The sequence below is a fragment of the Pectinatus frisingensis genome, assembly GCF_014076555.1.
Lineage (GTDB): Bacteria > Bacillota > Negativicutes > Selenomonadales > Selenomonadaceae > Pectinatus > Pectinatus frisingensis.
The window spans coordinates 2,312,170-2,333,099 of sequence record NZ_CP045424.1 but is presented as its reverse complement, the minus strand read 5'-3'; the positions used below and the strand labels follow the sequence as shown (position 1 = coordinate 2,333,099).

Sequence of the window (20,930 nt, the reverse complement as noted above, 5' to 3'; positions counted from 1 at the left end):
TCCGCATGGAGAGCGTGAATTGAAGCGCTTATGCAAAGACAATTTAATACTACTAGATGAAGTCGCTCTCCGCATGGAGAGCGTGAATTGAAGCTGTAACTGGATGTACACTAACAAAATAGTGCTCTGGTCGCTCTCCGCATGGAGAGCGTGAATTGAAGCTATTATGCATATCATATCACTTGTTGTATTTACAGTCGCTCTCCGCATGGAGAGCGTGAATTGAAGCTATTATGCATATCATATCACTTGTTGTATTTACAGTCGCTCTCCGCATGGAGAGCGTGAATTGAAGCCCCTCCGATATTTGCCATAATGCCAGTTATCTGAGGTCGCTCTCCGCATGGAGAGCGTGAATTGAAGCTCTTAAGGAAACAACAAAGATCAACCTTGTACCTGTCGCTCTCCGCATGGAGAGCGTGAATTGAAGCCATGAACAGTCTGCATCAAGTATCTTTTTGGCGCCGTCGCTCTCCGCATGGAGAGCGTGAATTGAAGCAGTTATCTGAATGAACCTTAAAGTATCTGAATGGACGTCGCTCTCCGCATGGAGAGCGTGAATTGAAGCATCATTTAATAGAGCTGAAAAGTGCTGTAAGCCACGTCGCTCTCCGCATGGAGAGCGTGAATTGAAGCAACCTGCTGAGTGCTTCTTTTAGGGGCTTTTCCTGGTCGCTCTCCGCATGGAGAGCGTGAATTGAAGCCTCATTAAACAGCTGCTAAAGCTAACGCAACTGACCGTCGCTCTCCGCATGGAGAGCGTGAATTGAAGCTCTGCGTTCTGCCCGAAAATTTGCAAAACAATTATGTCGCTCTCCGCATGGAGAGCGTGAATTGAAGCTTTGTATCATCATCAAGTGAATTATAGCGTGCATAGTCGCTCTCCGCATGGAGAGCGTGAATTGAAGCTCATTGACATATCCGGCTGATTATCTGTATTCATTGTCGCTCTCCGCATGGAGAGCGTGAATTGAAGCTTTAAGATATCTTTGTTTGAATCGGATATAACTTTGTCGCTCTCCGCATGGAGAGCGTGAATTGAAGCCATGAACAGTCTGCATCAAGTATCTTTTTGGCGCCTGTCGCTCTCCGCATGGAGAGCGTGAATTGAAGCATTTGCATCTTTAAAAGGGAGCTTAGCTACTTTAAGTCGCTCTCCGCATGGAGAGCGTGAATTGAAGCGTAATTATGTTTGAATACTTCTACTGCTGACTTACGTCGCTCTCCGCATGGAGAGCGTGAATTGAAGCCAGTTATTTTAACTTCAATAAATCTCATTATTATAGTCGCTCTCCGCATGGAGAGCGTGAATTGAAGCATTCGTCAACTTTGTGTATCAGGTGGCGAGTAACGTCGCTCTCCGCATGGAGAGCGTGAATTGAAGCTTCAAGCCCCGAACGAAAGCTTGAAGATGGTCTAGTCGCTCTCCGCATGGAGAGCGTGAATTGAAGCCCTGCTGAGTGCTTCTTTTAGGGGCTTTTCCTGGTCGCTCTCCGCATGGAGAGCGTGAATTGAAGCGTGTTTCAAAACGCTTCTAATCGCATCTATAAGGGTCGCTCTCCGCATGGAGAGCGTGAATTGAAGCGTAACGTCTCGACCAAATAACATCATTTTGTCGTAGTCGCTCTCCGCATGGAGAGCGTGAATTGAAGCGTTGCTGCACAGGTAAACCATTTGGTGTTATCCAAGTCGCTCTCCGCATGGAGAGCGTGAATTGAAGCCACTTGTTGATTTCAGCTATCTGTTTGCCAATTGGTCGCTCTCCGCATGGAGAGCGTGAATTGAAGCAACATCCTGTTGACAATACTTACCCATTTCAGATGGTCGCTCTCCGCATGGAGAGCGTGAATTGAAGCCAATTTGACGCCCATATGGAGGGTTCATCCAGCAAGTCGCTCTCCGCATGGAGAGCGTGAATTGAAGCAGATAAACAATTTAAATAATCATGTCGAGTTTAGCGTCGCTCTCCGCATGGAGAGCGTGAATTGAAGCATTTTATGATAATATATGAATATTGAAATACTAAGTCGCTCTCCGCATGGAGAGCGTGAATTGAAGCTTCAAGCCCCGAACGAAAGCTTGAAGATGGTCTAGTCGCTCTCCGCATGGAGAGCGTGAATTGAAGCTTCAGGATCATCTGCTTGCTGATTGCGCTCAAAACGTCGCTCTCCGCATGGAGAGCGTGAATTGAAGCGTACGAAACGGTACCATTGCCTACTTTACGGAGGGTCGCTCTCCGCATGGAGAGCGTGAATTGAAGCCGGTACTTTATGAATCTTTAAGATAGCTAATCTCGTCGCTCTCCGCATGGAGAGCGTGAATTGAAGCAACTTTGATGCGGAAAAATCCGATGTATCCACGCGTCGCTCTCCGCATGGAGAGCGTGAATTGAAGCAATACTGGTTTCCTGCAAGGTTCCCAGCCTGCGCGGTCGCTCTCCGCATGGAGAGCGTGAATTGAAGCTTGCTCCTGCAGCCAATCTATTTCCGGCATTTCAAGTCGCTCTCCGCATGGAGAGCGTGAATTGAAGCAAACAAGTGCTGTCCGAAAAAAACTGGTTGAGACGTCGCTCTCCGCATGGAGAGCGTGAATTGAAGCCTGTAAAAGTATAGGTAACATCAGCATCATAAAAGTCGCTCTCCGCATGGAGAGCGTGAATTGAAGCTTTCAGCTACTAAAGGTGTATCTCCGGATACGGCGTCGCTCTCCGCATGGAGAGCGTGAATTGAAGCGTTTGTGTTGCTAAAGTCCTGCCGGATAAACTGTCGTCGCTCTCCGCATGGAGAGCGTGAATTGAAGCAATGATGATCTGCGCTGTCGATATATTTTTACTAAGTCGCTCTCCGCATGGAGAGCGTGAATTGAAGCCAAAAATAATCACCTGCCTTGTGATATACTCCTAGTCGCTCTCCGCATGGAGAGCGTGAATTGAAGCATCCAAACCTTCTAGTTTTTGGACTTCAGCCATGGTCGCTCTCCGCATGGAGAGCGTGAATTGAGGCTGACGTGTCAGCATTATTGGTATCTGCTGATATAGTCGCTCTCCGCATGGAGAGCGTGAATTGAAGCCTATGCCGTCAAGCTGTACGCCCTCACCGGTGTCGTCGCTCTCCGCATGGAGAGCGTGAATTGAAGCGCTCACAGATGGATAATATTAAATAATCTGCCTTGGTCGCTCTCCGCATGGAGAGCGTGAATTGAAGCATCATCGCCCCGATCTGTGTCGCCATCGCGAACAGGTCGCTCTCCGCATGGAGAGCGTGAATTGAAGCCCGATGAACAAAAGCAATGAAGGTGTTTGCCCAATGTCGCTCTCCGCATGGAGAGCGTGAATTGAAGCGACAAAATCATTTCTCCAACGTAATGCGCAAATGTGTCGCTCTCCGCATGGAGAGCGTGAATTGAAGCACCACTTGAAAGCATCACGAAAAACACCTACGCACGTCGCTCTCCGCATGGAGAGCGTGAATTGAAGCGGCCTGACGGGTATTAGCCTGTGCAATAACTTTCTGTCGCTCTCCGCATGGAGAGCGTGAATTGAAGCCTTGAAATTAAGGCTTACATATATCAGTGTGACTCGTCGCTCTCCGCATGGAGAGCGTGAATTGAAGCATATCGCTCTGAAATCCAGAAAATAAAGGCTGCTATGTCGCTCTCCGCATGGAGAGCGTGAATTGAAGCATCAGAATTTGGTGAAGGCGTTTTGTGTTTCAGAAAGTCGCTCTCCGCATGGAGAGCGTGAATTGAAGCACAACAAGAAATGGCAGAAACATTGGGATTTAAAGTCGCTCTCCGCATGGAGAGCGTGAATTGAAGCATTTTATCACCTCGATAACAGCAGCGTTTTCAGATGTCGCTCTCCGCATGGAGAGCGTGAATTGAAGCGGTCAGATCGCAAGGCATGATATCTTCAAGGTCAGGTCGCTCTCCGCATGGAGAGCGTGAATTGAAGCAGATATAAGATTTATAAAAGGCCGTTTGAAATTCAGTCGCTCTCCGCATGGAGAGCGTGAATTGAAGCCATAAAGCATTTTTGAAGTTTACGTACACTTGCATGTCGCTCTCCGCATGGAGAGCGTGAATTGAAGCGTTGCTGCACAGGTAAACCATTCGGTGTTATCCAAGTCGCTCTCCGCATGGAGAGCGTGAATTGAAGCTTTTATTTTGGCCGACAGCTGTATTAATAGCCTTGTCGCTCTCCGCATGGAGAGCGTGAATTGAAGCTTAAGCATAGAATATGTAAGTGAACGAACGATTATGTCGCTCTCCGCATGGAGAGCGTGAATTGAAGCTTCATGATTGATAATTGTTAAAATGTTATCTTCAGTCGCTCTCCGCATGGAGAGCGTGAATTGAAGCCTGGTACGGCCTTAGCTCCATTAAAATTTACCGGCCGTCGCTCTCCGCATGGAGAGCGTGAATTGAAGCTAGCTGCAGCTGATACACCGTCAAGCACTTTTTGGTCGCTCTCCGCATGGAGAGCGTGAATTGAAGCCAGCTATCAAAGGTAAGGACAGTGTCAATTTTGGGTCGCTCTCCGCATGGAGAGCGTGAATTGAAGCATGACCTTCAGGACTGACACAAAAGAGCATAAAGAGTCGCTCTCCGCATGGAGAGCGTGAATTGAAGCCGATTTTTGATAAAAATGAATCAGTTGTTTATCAAGTCGCTCTCCGCATGGAGAGCGTGAATTGAAGCCACCGGTGAACGAATTGAAGGCCCATTGGTTACAGTCGCTCTCCGCATGGAGAGCGTGAATTGAAGCAGCTTGGCACATTTGTTATAACACCTTTTGACACACGTCGCTCTCCGCATGGAGAGCGTGAATTGAAGCTTGCTGAAGATTGGCAGATTATATAAGCGGCTACGTCGCTCTCCGCATGGAGAGCGTGAATTGAAGCTAATACTGGTCACAGGTATTGGATACGCACTACCTGGTCGCTCTCCGCATGGAGAGCGTGAATTGAAGCAAACGGATACAGACGAGCGCATCAACATGAAGGGGTCGCTCTCCGCATGGAGAGCGTGAATTGAAGCGCTCCAATTCCGTCACCGCCTGCTTGCGGATATTGTCGCTCTCCGCATGGAGAGCGTGAATTGAAGCATATTTGACTTTAATACCTGTGCAGAATAATCTTTGTCGCTCTCCGCATGGAGAGCGTGAATTGAAGCTCCACGCGGATATATACCGCATACTGACTGAGCAGTCGCTCTCCGCATGGAGAGCGTGAATTGAAGCTGATTGAATGTCATAACCTGCATCTCTTACTACAGTCGCTCTCCGCATGGAGAGCGTGAATTGAAGCACCATATAATTGCCCGTCTTTCAGGCTATAATAGGGTCGCTCTCCGCATGGAGAGCGTGAATTGAAGCTCTGTTAGAGAAAAGCCCAGTATCCGAACAAATTGTCGCTCTCCGCATGGAGAGCGTGAATTGAAGCGCCACCAGAAAACGAGTTTTGTATTGTCCTGTAAAGTCGCTCTCCGCATGGAGAGCGTGAATTGAAGCACCAGCGTCTATATCAGTATCTCCATAGAAAATCGTCGCTCTCCGCATGGAGAGCGTGAATTGAAGCGCAGATAAAGATGTTATTGGTTTGTTGCAGTCTAGTCGCTCTCCGCATGGAGAGCGTGAATTGAAGCCAACATCGTCTAAGCCAGCAAACATAATTTGATAGCGTCGCTCTCCGCATGGAGAGCGTGAATTGAAGCGCAGATAAAGATGTTATTGGTTTGTTGCAGTCTAGTCGCTCTCCGCATGGAGAGCGTGAATTGAAGCCAACATCGTCTAAGCCAGCAAACATAATTTGATAGCGTCGCTCTCCGCATGGAGAGCGTGAATTGAAGCCAGCTATCAAAGGTAAGGACAGTGTCAATTTTGGTGTCGCTCTCCGCATGGAGAGCGTGAATTGAAGCTTCAAACGTAATTGTAGTATCATCCACTACCACATGTCGCTCTCCGCATGGAGAGCGTGAATTGAAGCCCTCTAGATTTTGTAAAACAGAGTAATCTATTGTGTAGTCGCTCTCCGCATGGAGAGCGTGAATTGAAGCTGCCAGAACTGAGCTTGGACTTCCCACGGCGCATCGTCGCTCTCCGCATGGAGAGCGTGAATTGAAGCCACTTTTGCAGTAAATTGCTCAAAAAAGAACCAAGTCGCTCTCCGCATGGAGAGCGTGAATTGAAGCAGCTTGCGTTTGCGTTTCAGTCGTAACGGTTTTAGGTCGCTCTCCGCATGGAGAGCGTGAATTGAAGCTTACTCGGTACAAAATACGGTGGTAAATTATATGGTCGCTCTCCGCATGGAGAGCGTGAATTGAAGCCACTTATGACACCCCCTCTCACTGCATCTGCCTTGGTCGCTCTCCGCATGGAGAGCGTGAATTGAAGCCATAAATTCACCACCTAAAAAGAAAAGGCAGGATTGTCGCTCTCCGCATGGAGAGCGTGAATTGAAGCCTTTCGAGCAAATCCGCTTGGTTAAATCCTTTGAAGTCGCTCTCCGCATGGAGAGCGTGAATTGAAGCATCATTGATGAACGGAGTGTACACATCATTAAATAGTCGCTCTCCGCATGGAGAGCGTGAATTGAAGCTATGAATACCTGTCCTGCGAACACGTCCCAACTCGTCGCTCTCCGCATGGAGAGCGTGAATTGAAGCCAATATTAGCAGCTACTGGTGTCGCTAATTTGACGTCGCTCTCCGCATGGAGAGCGTGAATTGAAGCAGTAGCATCACCATTAACTATCTTTCCTATCTTAGGTCGCTCTCCGCATGGAGAGCGTGAATTGAAGCAAAGTATTTAGTCAGCCAGTCCATTGCCTTAGTGCGTCGCTCTCCGCATGGAGAGCGTGAATTGAAGCTTGCTCTGCCACAGGTTATTTACTACCTGCGGACGTCGCTCTCCGCATGGAGAGCGTGAATTGAAGCTTTGACGCTGACATCAATAAAATCGGACATATCAGAAAGTCGCTCTCCGCATGGAGAGCGTGAATTGAAGCTGCTACTTCCCAAATTTGGTTTGAAATAGCTGAAGGTCGCTCTCCGCATGGAGAGCGTGAATTGAAGCACGAACATGCTGGAATATAAGCTGGCTTGGCAAGGCGTCGCTCTCCGCATGGAGAGCGTGAATTGAAGCAAATAATGGTGCTGCAATGACACCTCTTAGTACTACGTCGCTCTCCGCATGGAGAGCGTGAATTGAAGCCTGACCAGTTTAAAGGTGATCAGCATGTAGGTGAGTCGCTCTCCGCATGGAGAGCGTGAATTGAAGCTTTGTTGATCTATTCCGGATGCTTGAAGGACTGCAAGTCGCTCTCCGCATGGAGAGCGTGAATTGAAGCATTTGATATTAATGATGCCAACAATGCTACACCTGTCGCTCTCCGCATGGAGAGCGTGAATTGAAGCATGAATAAGGATGACGGGCGGTTATCAACTGATGAAGTCGCTCTCCGCATGGAGAGCGTGAATTGAAGCCGATCATAAAGAATTTAAAGCACTTGTAGATGCTAATCGCTCTCCGCATGGAGAGCGTGAATTGAAGCAATGAGCATGTAATCTAAATCAGGAAAAGTGTATTGTCGCTCTCCGCATGGAGAGCGTGAATTGAAGCCTCCGTTTGTGTTTGACTTATGACATCATAATTTTGTCGCTCTCCGCATGGAGAGCGTGAATTGAAGCGCCATGTATACGGGAAGATTGCTTTGGACCCGCAAAGTCGCTCTCCGCATGGAGAGCGTGAATTGAAGCATGCTGTACACGTGTAAGAACAGGCCCTAACTGACGTCGCTCTCCGCATGGAGAGCGTGAATTGAAGCTTCAAGATTCCGTGCAGATCAAAAGCTGTCGGTGTGTCGCTCTCCGCATGGAGAGCGTGAATTGAAGCAGCCGCGGCATATTTAGGTTTACGCTTATTTATTGTCGCTCTCCGCATGGAGAGCGTGAATTGAAGCTATTCGGTTTTGCGTTTAATGATGATCCGGTCGAAGTCGCTCTCCGCATGGAGAGCGTGAATTGAAGCTGCTTGCTAAAAATGGTAATACCATAATTCGCTTAAGTCGCTCTCCGCATGGAGAGCGTGAATTGAAGCCACACAAGTGTGGAAAATGGTTCAGACGCTGTGCCAGTCGCTCTCCGCATGGAGAGCGTGAATTGAAGCTGCTTGCTAAAAATGGTAATACCATAATTCGCTTAAGTCGCTCTCCGCATGGAGAGCGTGAATTGAAGCCACACAAGTGTGGAAAATGGTTCAGACGCTGTGCCAGTCGCTCTCCGCATGGAGAGCGTGAATTGAAGCGCTTAAAACAGGCTATCACCGAAGTTGATACTGCAGTCGCTCTCCGCATGGAGAGCGTGAATTGAAGCATGTTTAGCCATTGATCCATAAAGCTTTTATGACGTCGCTCTCCGCATGGAGAGCGTGAATTGAAGCATCAGACAAGCATATACATACTTATTGATGTCCTCGTCGCTCTCCGCATGGAGAGCGTGAATTGAAGCTATTACAAATGGCGAATCCTCTGTATCCGTAAATGTCGCTCTCCGCATGGAGAGCGTGAATTGAAGCATGGAACCAGCGTGTATCAGTGCGTGATGGTAATAGTCGCTCTCCGCATGGAGAGCGTGAATTGAAGCCTAAATGCAAAAATCCAGAAAGCGTATCTTCTGCCGTCGCTCTCCGCATGGAGAGCGTGAATTGAAGCAAATGACATCAGGTTTAATAGTAATATTTGCTGCAGTCGCTCTCCGCATGGAGAGCGTGAATTGAAGCTTTTTCGCTCGGTATTGATAGGGGGTTAAAGTTAAGTCGCTCTCCGCATGGAGAGCGTGAATTGAAGCGACCAGCGCCGGGGCAATCGTGTATGATAACAAAGTCGCTCTCCGCATGGAGAGCGTGAATTGAAGCTGACAGCCTTACAACCTTATCGGGAAAGGATGCTAGTCGCTCTCCGCATGGAGAGCGTGAATTGAAGCGTCATACATAGCAGCCTTTATTTTCTGGATTTCAGGTCGCTCTCCGCATGGAGAGCGTGAATTGAAGCCAATAGTTATATATTATTGACCAATTATCAGCGTCGTCGCTCTCCGCATGGAGAGCGTGAATTGAAGCATTTTATCCTCCGTAGCTGTTGGCCGAGTCACCTAGTCGCTCTCCGCATGGAGAGCGTGAATTGAAGCATCATAACTTTTGCCAAATGTGATCTTGTGCCCATCGTCGCTCTCCGCATGGAGAGCGTGAATTGAAGCTTTCGGCGATAATGTATTTAAAGTTGGCATGACCGTCGCTCTCCGCATGGAGAGCGTGAATTGAAGCTCAATTTAGCGCATCCAGTATTGGCTTTAGTTTAGGTCGCTCTCCGCATGGAGAGCGTGAATTGAAGCTCAATTTAGCGCATCCAGTATTGGCTTTAGTTTAGGTCGCTCTCCGCATGGAGAGCGTGAATTGAAGCTCAATTTAGCGCATCCAGTATTGGCTTTAGTTTAGGTCGCTCTCCGCATGGAGAGCGTGAATTGAAGCTTGCATTGACACGTATTATAACACGTGTTATAATAGTCGCTCTCCGCATGGAGAGCGTGAATTGAAGCATTTATAGGAGTACTTCAAAATGATATTTTATATGCGTCGCTCTCCGCATGGAGAGCGTGAATTGAAGCTTTGTAAAACTCATTACTGTTATCATAGAAATTAGTCGCTCTCCGCATGGAGAGCGTGAATTAAAGTCTTTGTTTCCATTTTGATTACCTCTTTTTAGTTTATGTCGCTCTCCGTATGGAGAGCGTGAGTGGACTCTCTCGTAAAATAGCCATATTCAATGCTTAGGTTGCTAATTTTGTTGTTGGTCGATTTCCAATACCCAGCCTACCAGTTTCCTTCTTGCAAAATCTAATGCCGTTACCAAATAACACCATTTGTTGCCAACTTTAATATAAGTAAGCTCTGCAAGCCATATGGTATTAAAATCGATCACATCAAATTTGGGGTTTAGAAGATTGGAAAACACTTGTTCTGGATTTTTTTTTGTATAAAAGAAAACCACGCGATAGTCGCGTGGTTAAAAAAAGCTTAAGCGGTGAGCCCTAATGTGCTAACCTGTAAATAAGCCTGCCAGCTTAAAATACAGATTATACATTAGGAGATGCCACTAAATGTCGAAACAACAAAATAATGACACACATAGTTTAGCACATAGTGTGTCCTGAATGTAAGAAAAGCAAACGTAACAATAATTCTTGCAATGCTTTTTATAAGATGGAAGTAGGTCTTCCGTAATCAATAAGCAGGTATTGATTACAAAACGCCCATGGATGTTGTAGACAAAAGCTATGGTGCTGAGCGCATGTGGAAAAAGCAGTAGGAAAACTGTCAGTTGAGTGCTATAAAGCTGAGTGAAAGTGAAGAAGCATAGTTAAGACTTACAAGTGCAGTCAGAACCAATGTATTGTGTGAACATTGGGATAAGCTTGTCGGATTGCCTGCATGCTGGGCAAGTGGCTGTCGGTGTTGAGGTTACAAGAGTTGTAATGGTCAAGTATTTTTGTAATACATTAACCTAATCTTTATAAATTATACCGTGCCTCATATGGTGTTTTATAACCGTTTAACCGTTGTATGAATGTGGTGGGGCTATGAAAAAAAGTCTGTAAATAAGGTCTTCTATGATAGTTAATAAAGAGTCATTTTTCTAGAACTATCATGCCAGTTAATCTGTCAGGGTACATGATGACCAGTTCACCCCTTACCTTTCCCCAATTCCGAAGTGGCATAGTCCATTTCTTGGCAGTCTCGAAAGTGGACAGGTACAAAGCCTTAAGCAGAGCCTGTGAACTTGGGAAAACACTTCGCTGACGGTTTAAACGGCGGTAGGAAGAATTTAAACTCTCAATGGTGTTCGTTGTATAGAAAGCTGTACGAACGTCTATCGAAAACTTAAAGATTGGCGTTATGACATCCCAGTGATCATGCCACCGTTTCATGGCTGCTGGATACTGGGACGTCCATTTCTTATCTACTTCCTCTAACCGTCTGACAGCAGTTTTTTCGTCAGGAGCAGTATAGATCTCGTCCGAAGATCTCTGGCAAAATTTTGGTTACATATTTAAGGGTATTACGTACCATATGCACAATACAGCGCTGGTGTTCTGTTTTTGGGAAGGCTGCAGCAATCGCTTCCTTAAGCCCTGTGAGTCCGTCCGAGCAGAGGATAAGAATATCCTGCACGCCACGGTTCTTAAGACCGTTCAAAACACCCAGCCAGTATTTACTGTTTTCATTTTCACCGACTTCAAGGGCGAGTACTTCTTTGTAGCCATCCTCATTGATACCGAGCACAACATATGCAGCCAACTTGCGGACAATACTGTCGTGACGTACCGAAAAATGAATGGTGTCAATAAAGATAATAGGATAGACGCTGGCAAGTGGTCGACACTGCCACTCTTCAATCCGGGGCAGAATTTTGTCAGTGACATCCGATATGAAGCCTTCTGATGCCTCAAACCCATAGATATCCTCGATGGTTTCAGAAATTTGTTTGGTCGTCATTCCTTTGGCATACATGGAAATTATTTTCTGGTCAATGGCAGAGATGTCCTTCCACGTTCGTTTCATAAACAAGATAATTGTTCTTAAATAAGAAATGTTAGTTTATAAGTCAGCTACCTCACATAACAGTTGGCTATTCATAAGACATTTTAGCAGATTAGCTTTAATGCTACATTTTTTAAGCTGCTTAGCTAAATATCTTTTATGTAGCAGTAATGCCAATTTTCTAAGGCTGTTTAAAGTTTTTTGCCCATTTTCAGATATAATAGAGCACTCATCTTCCGAAAAGGTTACATCTAACTATAATGGGCCCCTTGTCAAGACCACTTCGTAAATTTTTAAGCGTGTCATCAAACAAAGTAAGTCTACGCAGCAAAACTGCCGAAGTAGAAATCATTTGGGACCTTATAACCTAAGGCTTGGTGGGGGCGTATGTTGTTATAGTCATCTACATACGTGTTAATCAGCTGACGCAACTCTCTTGGTGAATGGTATTCGTTGGGATAGAGCTGTTCTGTCTTGAGACTACGAAACCATCGCTCAATCATGATGTTGTCAGCCCAGCGGCTTCTACCATCCATGCTTTGTCGGATATTAAGACTGTGAAGCAATGCCTTATAGTCATCGCTGGTAAACTGACTTCCTTGATCTGAATTGATAATGGCGGGAATTCCACACTTTTTTACGGTTTCCTTTACTGTATAAATGACAGAAGTCGCATCTAATGTGTCAGAGAGATAGTGTCCAACCAGCCGTCGGCTATACCAGTCAATGATTGCTGTCAGGTACATATGACCATGCGGCATTGGAATATAGGTGATATCGATAGACCAGACCTGATTAGGATATGATGCCGTATAATCGCGTAGCAGATATGGCACGATAGCCTCCTTGAAATTTCTTTTGGATAGATTGGACTTAGGATAAACGGCATAGATCCCCATTTTCAGCATTAACCGGCGCACAGTCTTACGACATACGGGAAAGCCGTCTTCCAGCAGCTTGATGATAATTTTACGAGATCCAAGATAAGGACATCTGGTATGCCAATGGTCGATACGCGCCATTAAAGACTCTTCGAATTCAACAGCTGTTGCATCCGGCAGGATGGCATTGTAATACAGGCCGGAGCGATTCAGCCTCAACAGCTCGCACTGACGACGTATGGAGAGCTCATTATCCCTTTGAATCATATTCTGGGATTTGTGGGATGGCTTCTCCAGCTTGGCAAAAGCAGTCCTGAAGAAAGTCGCGTTCCAGCGTCAACTGACCGATGGTCTTAAGCATCTGGTCGTTCTTTTTCTTCAGGTCATCCTCCTTTCTCTGAACGGCCTTACGTTCAGAATCTATACCAAAGGCGAGATGGGCATTTTTTAGAAAATCCTGCTTCCATTTTCGGACCATGCTCGGATTCAAGTCGTTCTCAGAACAGATAACATTGAATTCCTTATCGCCTTGAAGAATCGACAAAACCATCTTTGTTTTGAACTCAGCAGTGTACTTTTTTCTTGGCATGATAACAACCTCCTATTTTGTTACCTATACTATATCATGTGCTCTTAAAATTTTCAGTACTGGTCTGAATCCTTGGGTCCATTATAAACAGCCAATGCATGCTTTCAATTTTCCAATGTTCACGGCAAATATGTAAAAGCTCTTTGGCATCTGTATCCTTACTTGTTATATAATAACCAGTTTCATCACTGGTTCCACGGTTCGTTGTTGTAATACGCTTAACTGCAAATATTGAACTCAGTCCTGCCCATTCTTTATATCCATTCAGCCATTTAATATCTGAACATTTTTTGCAGATGCGTTTCTCAATTCTTCCTCCATTTTTTTCAACTGTCGTATAAGAATCTAATGTTTTGCTATCGAATTCTTCATCAAAGAAAAATTTAACATCATCGTGCAATGTCTTTTGGTTTTCCTTAAGCCCAAAAACGTAATTGCCATGCTTGGCTATAATTTTCTTGCAGGTTTCTTTTTGACAATGCATCGCATCAGCCGTTACTGTCTTGTCCTTAATGTTTAGATTATCCAATAGCTGCTGGAATACAGGAATCTCGTTCGTCTTTTCATGTATAGATTTTTGCCCTAAAACGACGCCGCTTTGTGTTAAATATACAGTTAATATTTGCAGTGCTGAATGCGGTGTACCTTTTTTAGAGGTACTACGGATTGCCTTCCCGTCTACAGCGATAACATCGCCCAAGTCACAGTATGCTGCATCATGCATTATTTCAATAATTACACTGGCTACTTTATCTGCGTCCATCATATTTAATATACGGCTGAAAGTAGCTTTAGAAGGGATTTTAGTGATATTAAATTTCTTTTTTAAAAATTTTGCATTGCTTTGTGCATAAGTTGTTATATCTGCCAGTTCATCTAATCCACACAATACGGCACACATTATTATAGTAAGTATATCTGTTAAACTATGTTCTACATAGCTTGAATGTCTGTTATCTTCTATTATTGCAAATTTTTCTTTGATATAATCCATTTTTTCACCTATACTTTTTTACTTTGGATTATATCATTTATTTCCTTTTTTTGTTAATATTTATTTTCCGGTTTATGAAACGAACGTGATGTCCTTCTGACGCTTCTTGACAACCTGTGGCTTGAATGAGGATTGCCGATCCTGAGGAACGTCAATCTGAAAGCTGCCATAACTGCTGTTCATTTGCTTTGATTTATAACCGTTGCGGGCGTTCTCGCTGTCGGAGCGTTCCGATTTGCTATAGCCCAGGTGTTCATCCATTTCAGACTCCATCATCTCTTTGATGGTACCGCCAAGCAGATCCTTCAGGGCCTCTTGGATGTCGTTTGGTTTCTCGATGTTATACTCTTGGAAGAGCTGCTGGATAATAGCCTGCTTCCCATCGGTCATTTCAACCTTGTGAATCTCTTTCCGCTGTTTTGCCATGATAAAAAGGCCTCCTATGATTAGATTGTACCATAGAAGATCTTATGACTTCGAGTGAAAGTTTGTTTACAGAGATTTTTTCATAGGCTCCGGGTGGTCATGATTATACGTCATTACCGTAAAGTGCTTTTTCTTCGGCAACCATCGATACTGTTGTTGAAGAATTATCTTCATAAAGCACAGGATTCGGAGTTGTTGTAATTGGAACAGCTCCTGCTGCCAATGGTACAGGCTTTCTACCTAATACAGCTTCTATACAATCCGCCAAGGCTACCTTTTCCTTCATTGGATTTCCGGTGTAATGGTACATCAAATACCTTGTATCCATTACAATCCCTTGGATACGTTCATAGTATTTCTGATTACCACGCCAATCACCGACTGCCTCACCAATATTTCCTACAACTGTATCCAACTTAAAAAAGTTCTTTGCCATGTTGTATGGCATAATAAAAGCATTAAAAAGCGAATCGGTATTGACACCTTTATACTTTTCTAAATACTCGCCATATGTAATCTGCTTATTGATAGAAGAACTATTAGGCAAATGATCTGGAATACCTGTCCAGCCATACTTATAGCATTTTGCATCAAGGATATAGTACTTTCCATTGTAAATCATAATGGTATCCGGCATCAACGGACGTTTTTCTTTATATTTGCCGTAGTCCAGTAGCCATCTTGAACGAGGGAAATATTTATCTTTATCCTTATCTCCAAATGCTTTATCAATCAATTTTTCCCATACATGATCAAAGTTATCTGTTCCAAAATAAAACTGTTTATCAGATGTCTTTTCATCCATAAACTGGAGCATATCTTTCATTGCCTGAAACAAATTGCGTTTCTTATCATCATTGGTATTTCCTAATTTGGTATTGAGAATGGCCAATGAAGTTTTAACATCGGGATGAGGTCCCGGTTGTTCCGGCATATACGGAACATACAACCATCCCAGCTTTTTAAAGGCTTCATATACACAGAAACGATTGATTTGCGTTATCAGTTTAGAATCATTTGGAGTAGTTGCTCTTACCGTAAATTCTGTATAAATAAACGAACTAACTCTGCCTTTTTGCTGTACTAAAGGCACTTGGTTTCTCACTGTTTTAGGCCAGTCCTGCTTTCCGGTAGCACTTGTCTTATATGTAGGGTCAACCTCTATATAATAATTTCCCCCAATAGAAAAATAATATTCTATAACACCTTTATAGGCATTAATAGGAAAATCAACGGTCTGTGGCGCTGCAAATTTATTTATCGCAAGCAAGCGGTCTCCTTTAGTAGTAAACTCTGACAACACTTGAATTAAATGTTTGATGTCTGTTCTAATTTCAGCATCTGTTTCAGGCAACTGATATCCGATAGGGAAATAGACCATCGTATTATCAGAATCTGCTTTAATGCCTACAAAACGGTCACCATCTTCATTTGAATTTACATGACAGTGCTTAGTGATGTCATCATCGACCATTGCCATATACAATGCTGAATCTAAATCCATACAGAATCACCACCTTACTCTTCAGGATTAATAAATGCGTTTCTTACAGTATCTTTGAACATTGCCAAACGGTCAAGTTTTTCAGCATACATAAATGTTCTGATTACCTGTTCCAAACTCTGATATGTCGTAGTTTCAAAGACAATTTCTCTATTAAATTTAAACGCATCATCCCATAAATATTTGATTACCTTTTCAGGGAATTTACGGTTTTGTTTCATCGCAGCACGTATTTCTGCAAGTCTACCTTTTTCTGTATCAGTAATAGTTTTATCCTGTTCTTTTTTGCGTAATGCATCATATTCGCCATCAGACAGATTTCCCATGCTTGGATTATATGCCAAATCTCTCAAGTGAACAAAATAGGATCCAAGACGCTTATCTTCTGCAGAAGTCATTCTTGCATTATTTCCAACGATGATTTTATTAATCTGTGTGCAGAATACCTCCCAAGTAATTCCTGTATCAAGTATCTGTGCATCCGCCAATCTTTTATCTACGTGTTCGAAGTTATTCTCGATTAATCGCATTTCCCATCTACGCTGGAAAGCTGTATCAAGTGTAAATACATTTTGGTCCGATGTATTCATTGTACCAATGATTGAAAGATTGGACGGAATTTGAACCTTATGCTTTGCGTCTCCATAAACAATCGCAGCAATATTAGCACTAGTAATACCATATTCACTTGTACCAATAGGATAGCCATCATCGTCAACATCACGAATTTCTGTCTTTCTATCAAGTAACTGGAACACCTCACCAAAAATTGCAGGTGCATTTCCGCGATTAATTTCCTCTATAATCAGAATATATTCTTCCTGTGGATGCGCATACGCATCAGCCAAGATGTTGGTAAATGGACCAGCAGTGAACTTATAGCTTACTTGTCCATCTTCATCAACATTCGGTAAAATCTGACCTATAAAATCAGAATAAGTATAATCTGGATGGAATACCAAACGCTCCACATTGGTATCCTTTTTACAATACTCATGTTCAATTGTCCAGCTCTTACCAGAACCCGGAACACCATACAACAATACATTTGTGCCGTTTTCAATACGCGCCGCCTTATCCAAATCCACACGAGAAACGTTCTGTTCTATTTCTGTTGTATTTTCACTTTCGAACTCATCAAGTTCAAATAAAGATTTTTTTGAACCCAAAAAACCTAGATAATTTTCAGTAGCAAAGATGTTTGGATTACTTTCAAAGATGAATACTTTCTTTGCTACCTCAGAAATTGTTTCTGGATTTAATTTGATAGAATCTCTATCAATCACTAAAGTAGGTAACTGCTTTAATGCTTGAATCAAACGGTTATCAAATTTTGTGCGGTACTGTTCAAATTCTGTATTTGCAGAGGAATCTTCTCTCAATAATTTGATTAACAGCAATGTTTCAAGGAAATTTTCAAACACCTCTGTAGTTGCAACCAAATATCTGTATTCTGTCATACTAATAGAGTAACTACCTGTCGCCCTGCCTAATTCGATAAGCACTTTGTACAGCAACATAACCGGATACAAGCGATAACTCTGTCTTACGCCATTATGTCCTTCGTCCACCGTTGAACTGATATACATTTTTTCGATTTGTCTTTGGATAATATCTTCATACAAGTCTTTCTTTTCAAATTCTCCACCACAACGGTTATTGATTTCCTCAAAAGCCTCTGTGATGATGGCCTCTTCATATTTTGTAGAAGTCATCGTAATAAGTCCAAAAAAAGCTGCTACCCTCAATGCTCTATAATTATTAGAAATTTCAACATCCGGCTTACTACTATTGACTTCTATTACTTTTTTCCCTATGAAGTCTTGTAAATTATCCGATACTTCTTTTGACTTAAATTCCTTCAGAAAAGAAACCAAGTAACAAATATTATCAAATGCGGTCGGCTGTTTCACCAAATACCAACATTCACAATCACTTGCATTTTGCAATGCGGTTAGTTTGTTTTGTAAAACTGAATTCATATCCTTATACCTCCGACCCTATTATTTTGCTTATCAAACGTGCCAAGAAATAAGACACCTTTGGCGGCACTGCGTTTCCAATTTGTTTACAAATGGATGTTTTATTTCCATAGAATATAAAATCATCAGGGAAACTTTGTATTCTTGCTGCCTCCCTAGGAGAGAGGGTTCTATCTTCAATAGGATGAATAAATCTTCCACCAGCAGGGGTGTCAAATCTTGTTGTAATTGTTGGTGCTTGCTCATCCCAACATAATCTTCCATAAGAACCACTGTGAACTGAATTAATAGTTTCTTCCAAAGCAGTAAAGTTCTCGCCATTGGCAACTCTACTCATTCTATCTACAGTAATTTTCGTGTGGTTTGTCCTTGTATGATTTGTAAGTTCATTTGCATCAGCAGCCAAATATCTCTGATACTCAGTATCTGGCTTTGGATTCTCTATCACACCATCTGCAGTAGTACCACCAAGATTTCCTATCGCATCTTGAACAGTAACTGTATCAAAATAATGAGGATAATCTCGAAGTATCTCTTCCTTAGTCTGATTCCAAAGTTCATCGAAATCAAAAGCATCATTTCTTGTACCAATGATAATCATTCTTTCTCGTTTTTGAGGAACTCCAAAATCAACAGCCTTGACAACCTTATAATGCAATTTATAAGGCTCACCATTCAACATCTCCGAGTCTGAAAAAATTCTGAGTATTTCTTCAAAAATTTTTCCATCCTGCATAGTCATAATGCCCTTTACATTTTCCATTACAAAAACTTTAGGTTTGACTGTTTTTACAACATTGAAATAATGCTTAAACAGATAATTTCGTAGGTCATTAATAAATCCATTTCTTATTCTTGCACCTGCCATAGAAAAGCCCTGACAAGGTGGACCGCCAATAATAACATCGGCATCTCCAGCCTTAAAGACACCTGATTGCTCTATATTTCGAATATCGTCAACAATCACATCAACCTCTGGATGATTCATCTTATAGGTCTTTGCTATATCCGCATCGAACTCGACCGCTTTTTTTACAGCATATCCAGCTTTGATAAATCCCAAAGACAGTCCACCACATCCTGAAAACAGGTCAATTACTTTCATCTTCAACACCTCCACCGATTCTATATCGATATGCAAAATTCTTAATATACAATCCTTCTTCTTCCGTCAGACCATAGAGACCATTGATGTAATCATCGATTTGATGAATCGTATCAACGCATTCTTTATGTTTGTACTCATACTCAGTTTGTTTCGTACCAACATACAGTTTAGTTGTTTCCAGTTGGTTTTCAAGTGCAGCCGCAAGTCTATTCACTTCTGTGAAATCGCGAATTTCCGGTACCTTGAATCCAAGTAATTCTTTTCTTGTGATATGCCAACAATCAGAAACACAAATCCAGTACCACCAGAATAGAGAAGAGTTGAGCAGGCACATACAAAAATTAGCATAATCCTGATTTTCGCATTTAAAAATCTTATACTCAGCACCTGCGTGTTCGTTTAAAAATGCTTTAATCCAAAATGTTGCTCTCATATTCAAGTATAATGGCTCCCCATTCTTTTCAAGCCGATTAATAATAGATGTGTTAAATCCAGTCAATCTTCTATATACAGAAGTATCAAGCCTTGTTCCTAATTTAGGAATGTATTCATCCTCCACATAGTTGTTCTTAACAACTTCAGCCGTATTGAATAAATCACACCTTTCTTCCTTATACCAATATCTGTAATTTCCTGTAGATACGTCACGCTCTCCGCTTTTATTTCTTCCAAGCAAAATACAAAGTTTCTGATGCACAGAAGTAAATAAGCAGTCTGGTCTATCAGAATAACTTAAAATATACTGTTCTGGCACTGTGATGTATAACTCATTACGAATCTTTTTCATTCTTGGAGTAGAAACATACGATAATGGAATAACAAATCCCATAACTCCCCCCGGCCTTAACTGCAACGACGCATTTTCAAGTACATTAGCATATATGTTTCCGTATCTTTTCTCTGGAATTGATTCACTTTTTGCATCTTCCACATATGGAGGGTTTCCTATAATGATGTCATATTTATTTTCTGTTTTTGGCTTGTGTTCTACATAGTCATAACATTCATAGCAATTATTAAGAACTTCCGAAAGACCTCTTGCCTTTGCCACTCCATGTCTATGCAATACACAAAGAAAAAGTCGAATTTTTGTAATAATAATTGAATCTTTATTTAGGTCATTACCTTTTATAGACTCCACAACTTTTTTTATTTTTCCCTTTGTGACATCTGTGTGGTGTAAATCAAGTAAATCCAATTTTAATTCCAATGCCGCCAGCAAGAAAACACCCGATCCACACGTTGGGTCATACACTGTTTTATCATAACAAAATGTACTGTAAGGGATTCCATTCAAATCCAACACATGAAGATTGTTAGGTTGCAACCTTTTGCATACCATTTTCACGCTGTTAATCAATATGAATTTTACAACATCCTGTGGTGTATAATACACACCTTTATTTTTTCTTATAGTTTCCTTTTCATTTAAAGTTGATAATATTTCTTGTATCTCCTCATATGAATAAGGCTTATTTGAAGAATTATCAACGATTAATAGTTCTCCTATAATAGCATTGATTTCTTCACGGATTATTTTTAATTCATTATTGCTATAGTTTTGATTTAAGTATCCGTTAGTTATTTTCAATGCATTAATCAACACATCATTTTCCATTTTGCACCTACCTGTTAAATTATTCTATGGCACTCTGTCCGCTCTTTACCCAAGCATCTAATTCCGAATACTTAAACTTCCATTTCTTGCCGATTTTATGAGCCGGAATGCCTTTCCCTTTCTTTATCCAATCTCGTACGGTTACAGGTTTAATGCCTAAATGTTCTGCTGCCTCTTCGATACTTATCCATTTTTCATTTATATTTTCACTCATCGTTCTCACCTCTGTACAATA

9 protein-coding genes, 2 pseudogenes and 1 CRISPR repeat array (1 of these 12 running past the window's edge) are annotated in these 20,930 nt (G+C 42.4%); all 11 genes and pseudogenes read right to left on the bottom strand.

Going from position 1 to position 20,930, the window contains the following annotated elements:
* Window positions 1-9,796: direct repeats of the CRISPR family, unit length 33 nt; unit sequence GTCGCTCTCCGCATGGAGAGCGTGAATTGAAGC (it extends 2,101 nt beyond the left edge of the window).
* A gap of 34 nt (window positions 9,797-9,830) precedes the next feature.
* The 11 genes and pseudogenes from F8M42_RS10975 to F8M42_RS10925 all read right to left on the bottom strand — a co-directional run bounded on the left by F8M42_RS10975 (window position 9,831) and on the right by F8M42_RS10925 (window position 20,909).
* Complete coding sequence (locus tag F8M42_RS10975; RefSeq protein ID WP_182186697.1) at window positions 9,831-10,043, bottom strand: hypothetical protein; 213 nt, start codon at window positions 10,041-10,043, stop codon at window positions 9,831-9,833.
* Between the two features lie 637 nt (window positions 10,044-10,680).
* Window positions 10,681-11,599, bottom strand: a pseudogene (locus F8M42_RS10970) (IS256 family transposase); the annotation flags it as partial.
* A 314-nt stretch (window positions 11,600-11,913) separates the two neighbouring features.
* Window positions 11,914-12,741: an IS3 family transposase gene (locus F8M42_RS10965; RefSeq protein WP_182185463.1), complete on the bottom strand. Its 828-nt coding sequence runs from the start codon at window positions 12,739-12,741 to the stop codon at window positions 11,914-11,916.
* On the bottom strand, window positions 12,725-13,063 hold the full coding sequence (locus tag F8M42_RS10960) for a transposase (protein WP_182185465.1): 339 nt from the start codon (window positions 13,061-13,063) through the stop codon (window positions 12,725-12,727). The genes F8M42_RS10965 and F8M42_RS10960 overlap by 17 nt, the downstream gene beginning before the upstream one ends.
* 34 nt (window positions 13,064-13,097) lie before the next feature.
* Window positions 13,098-14,057 carry an ISAs1 family transposase gene (locus F8M42_RS10955; protein ID WP_182186696.1) on the bottom strand — a complete coding sequence of 320 codons (960 nt, stop codon included), beginning with the start codon at window positions 14,055-14,057 and terminating at the stop codon, window positions 13,098-13,100.
* Between the two features lie 78 nt (window positions 14,058-14,135).
* Window positions 14,136-14,483, bottom strand: a pseudogene (locus F8M42_RS10950) (transposase); the annotation flags it as partial.
* A 103-nt stretch (window positions 14,484-14,586) separates the two neighbouring features.
* A complete protein-coding gene (locus F8M42_RS10945) occupies window positions 14,587-15,987 on the bottom strand; it encodes an LlaJI family restriction endonuclease (RefSeq protein WP_182186694.1) in 1,401 nt (466 codons plus the stop codon).
* Window positions 15,988-16,001: 14 nt separating this feature from the next.
* On the bottom strand, window positions 16,002-17,969 hold the full coding sequence (locus F8M42_RS10940; protein ID WP_229711340.1) for an AAA family ATPase: 1,968 nt from the start codon (window positions 17,967-17,969) through the stop codon (window positions 16,002-16,004).
* 4 nt (window positions 17,970-17,973) lie between these two features.
* Window positions 17,974-19,074, bottom strand: a complete 1,101-nt coding sequence (locus tag F8M42_RS10935) for a DNA cytosine methyltransferase (protein ID WP_182186693.1) — start codon at window positions 19,072-19,074, stop codon at window positions 17,974-17,976.
* A complete protein-coding gene (locus F8M42_RS10930) occupies window positions 19,061-20,695 on the bottom strand; it encodes an HsdM family class I SAM-dependent methyltransferase (protein WP_182186691.1) in 1,635 nt (544 codons plus the stop codon). Before F8M42_RS10930 ends, F8M42_RS10935 begins: the two co-directional genes overlap by 14 nt.
* A 19-nt stretch (window positions 20,696-20,714) precedes the next feature.
* Entirely contained in the window at window positions 20,715-20,909 is a 195-nt protein-coding gene (locus F8M42_RS10925) for a helix-turn-helix domain-containing protein (RefSeq protein ID WP_182186689.1), read from the bottom strand.
* Window positions 20,910-20,930: the final 21 nt, after the last annotated feature.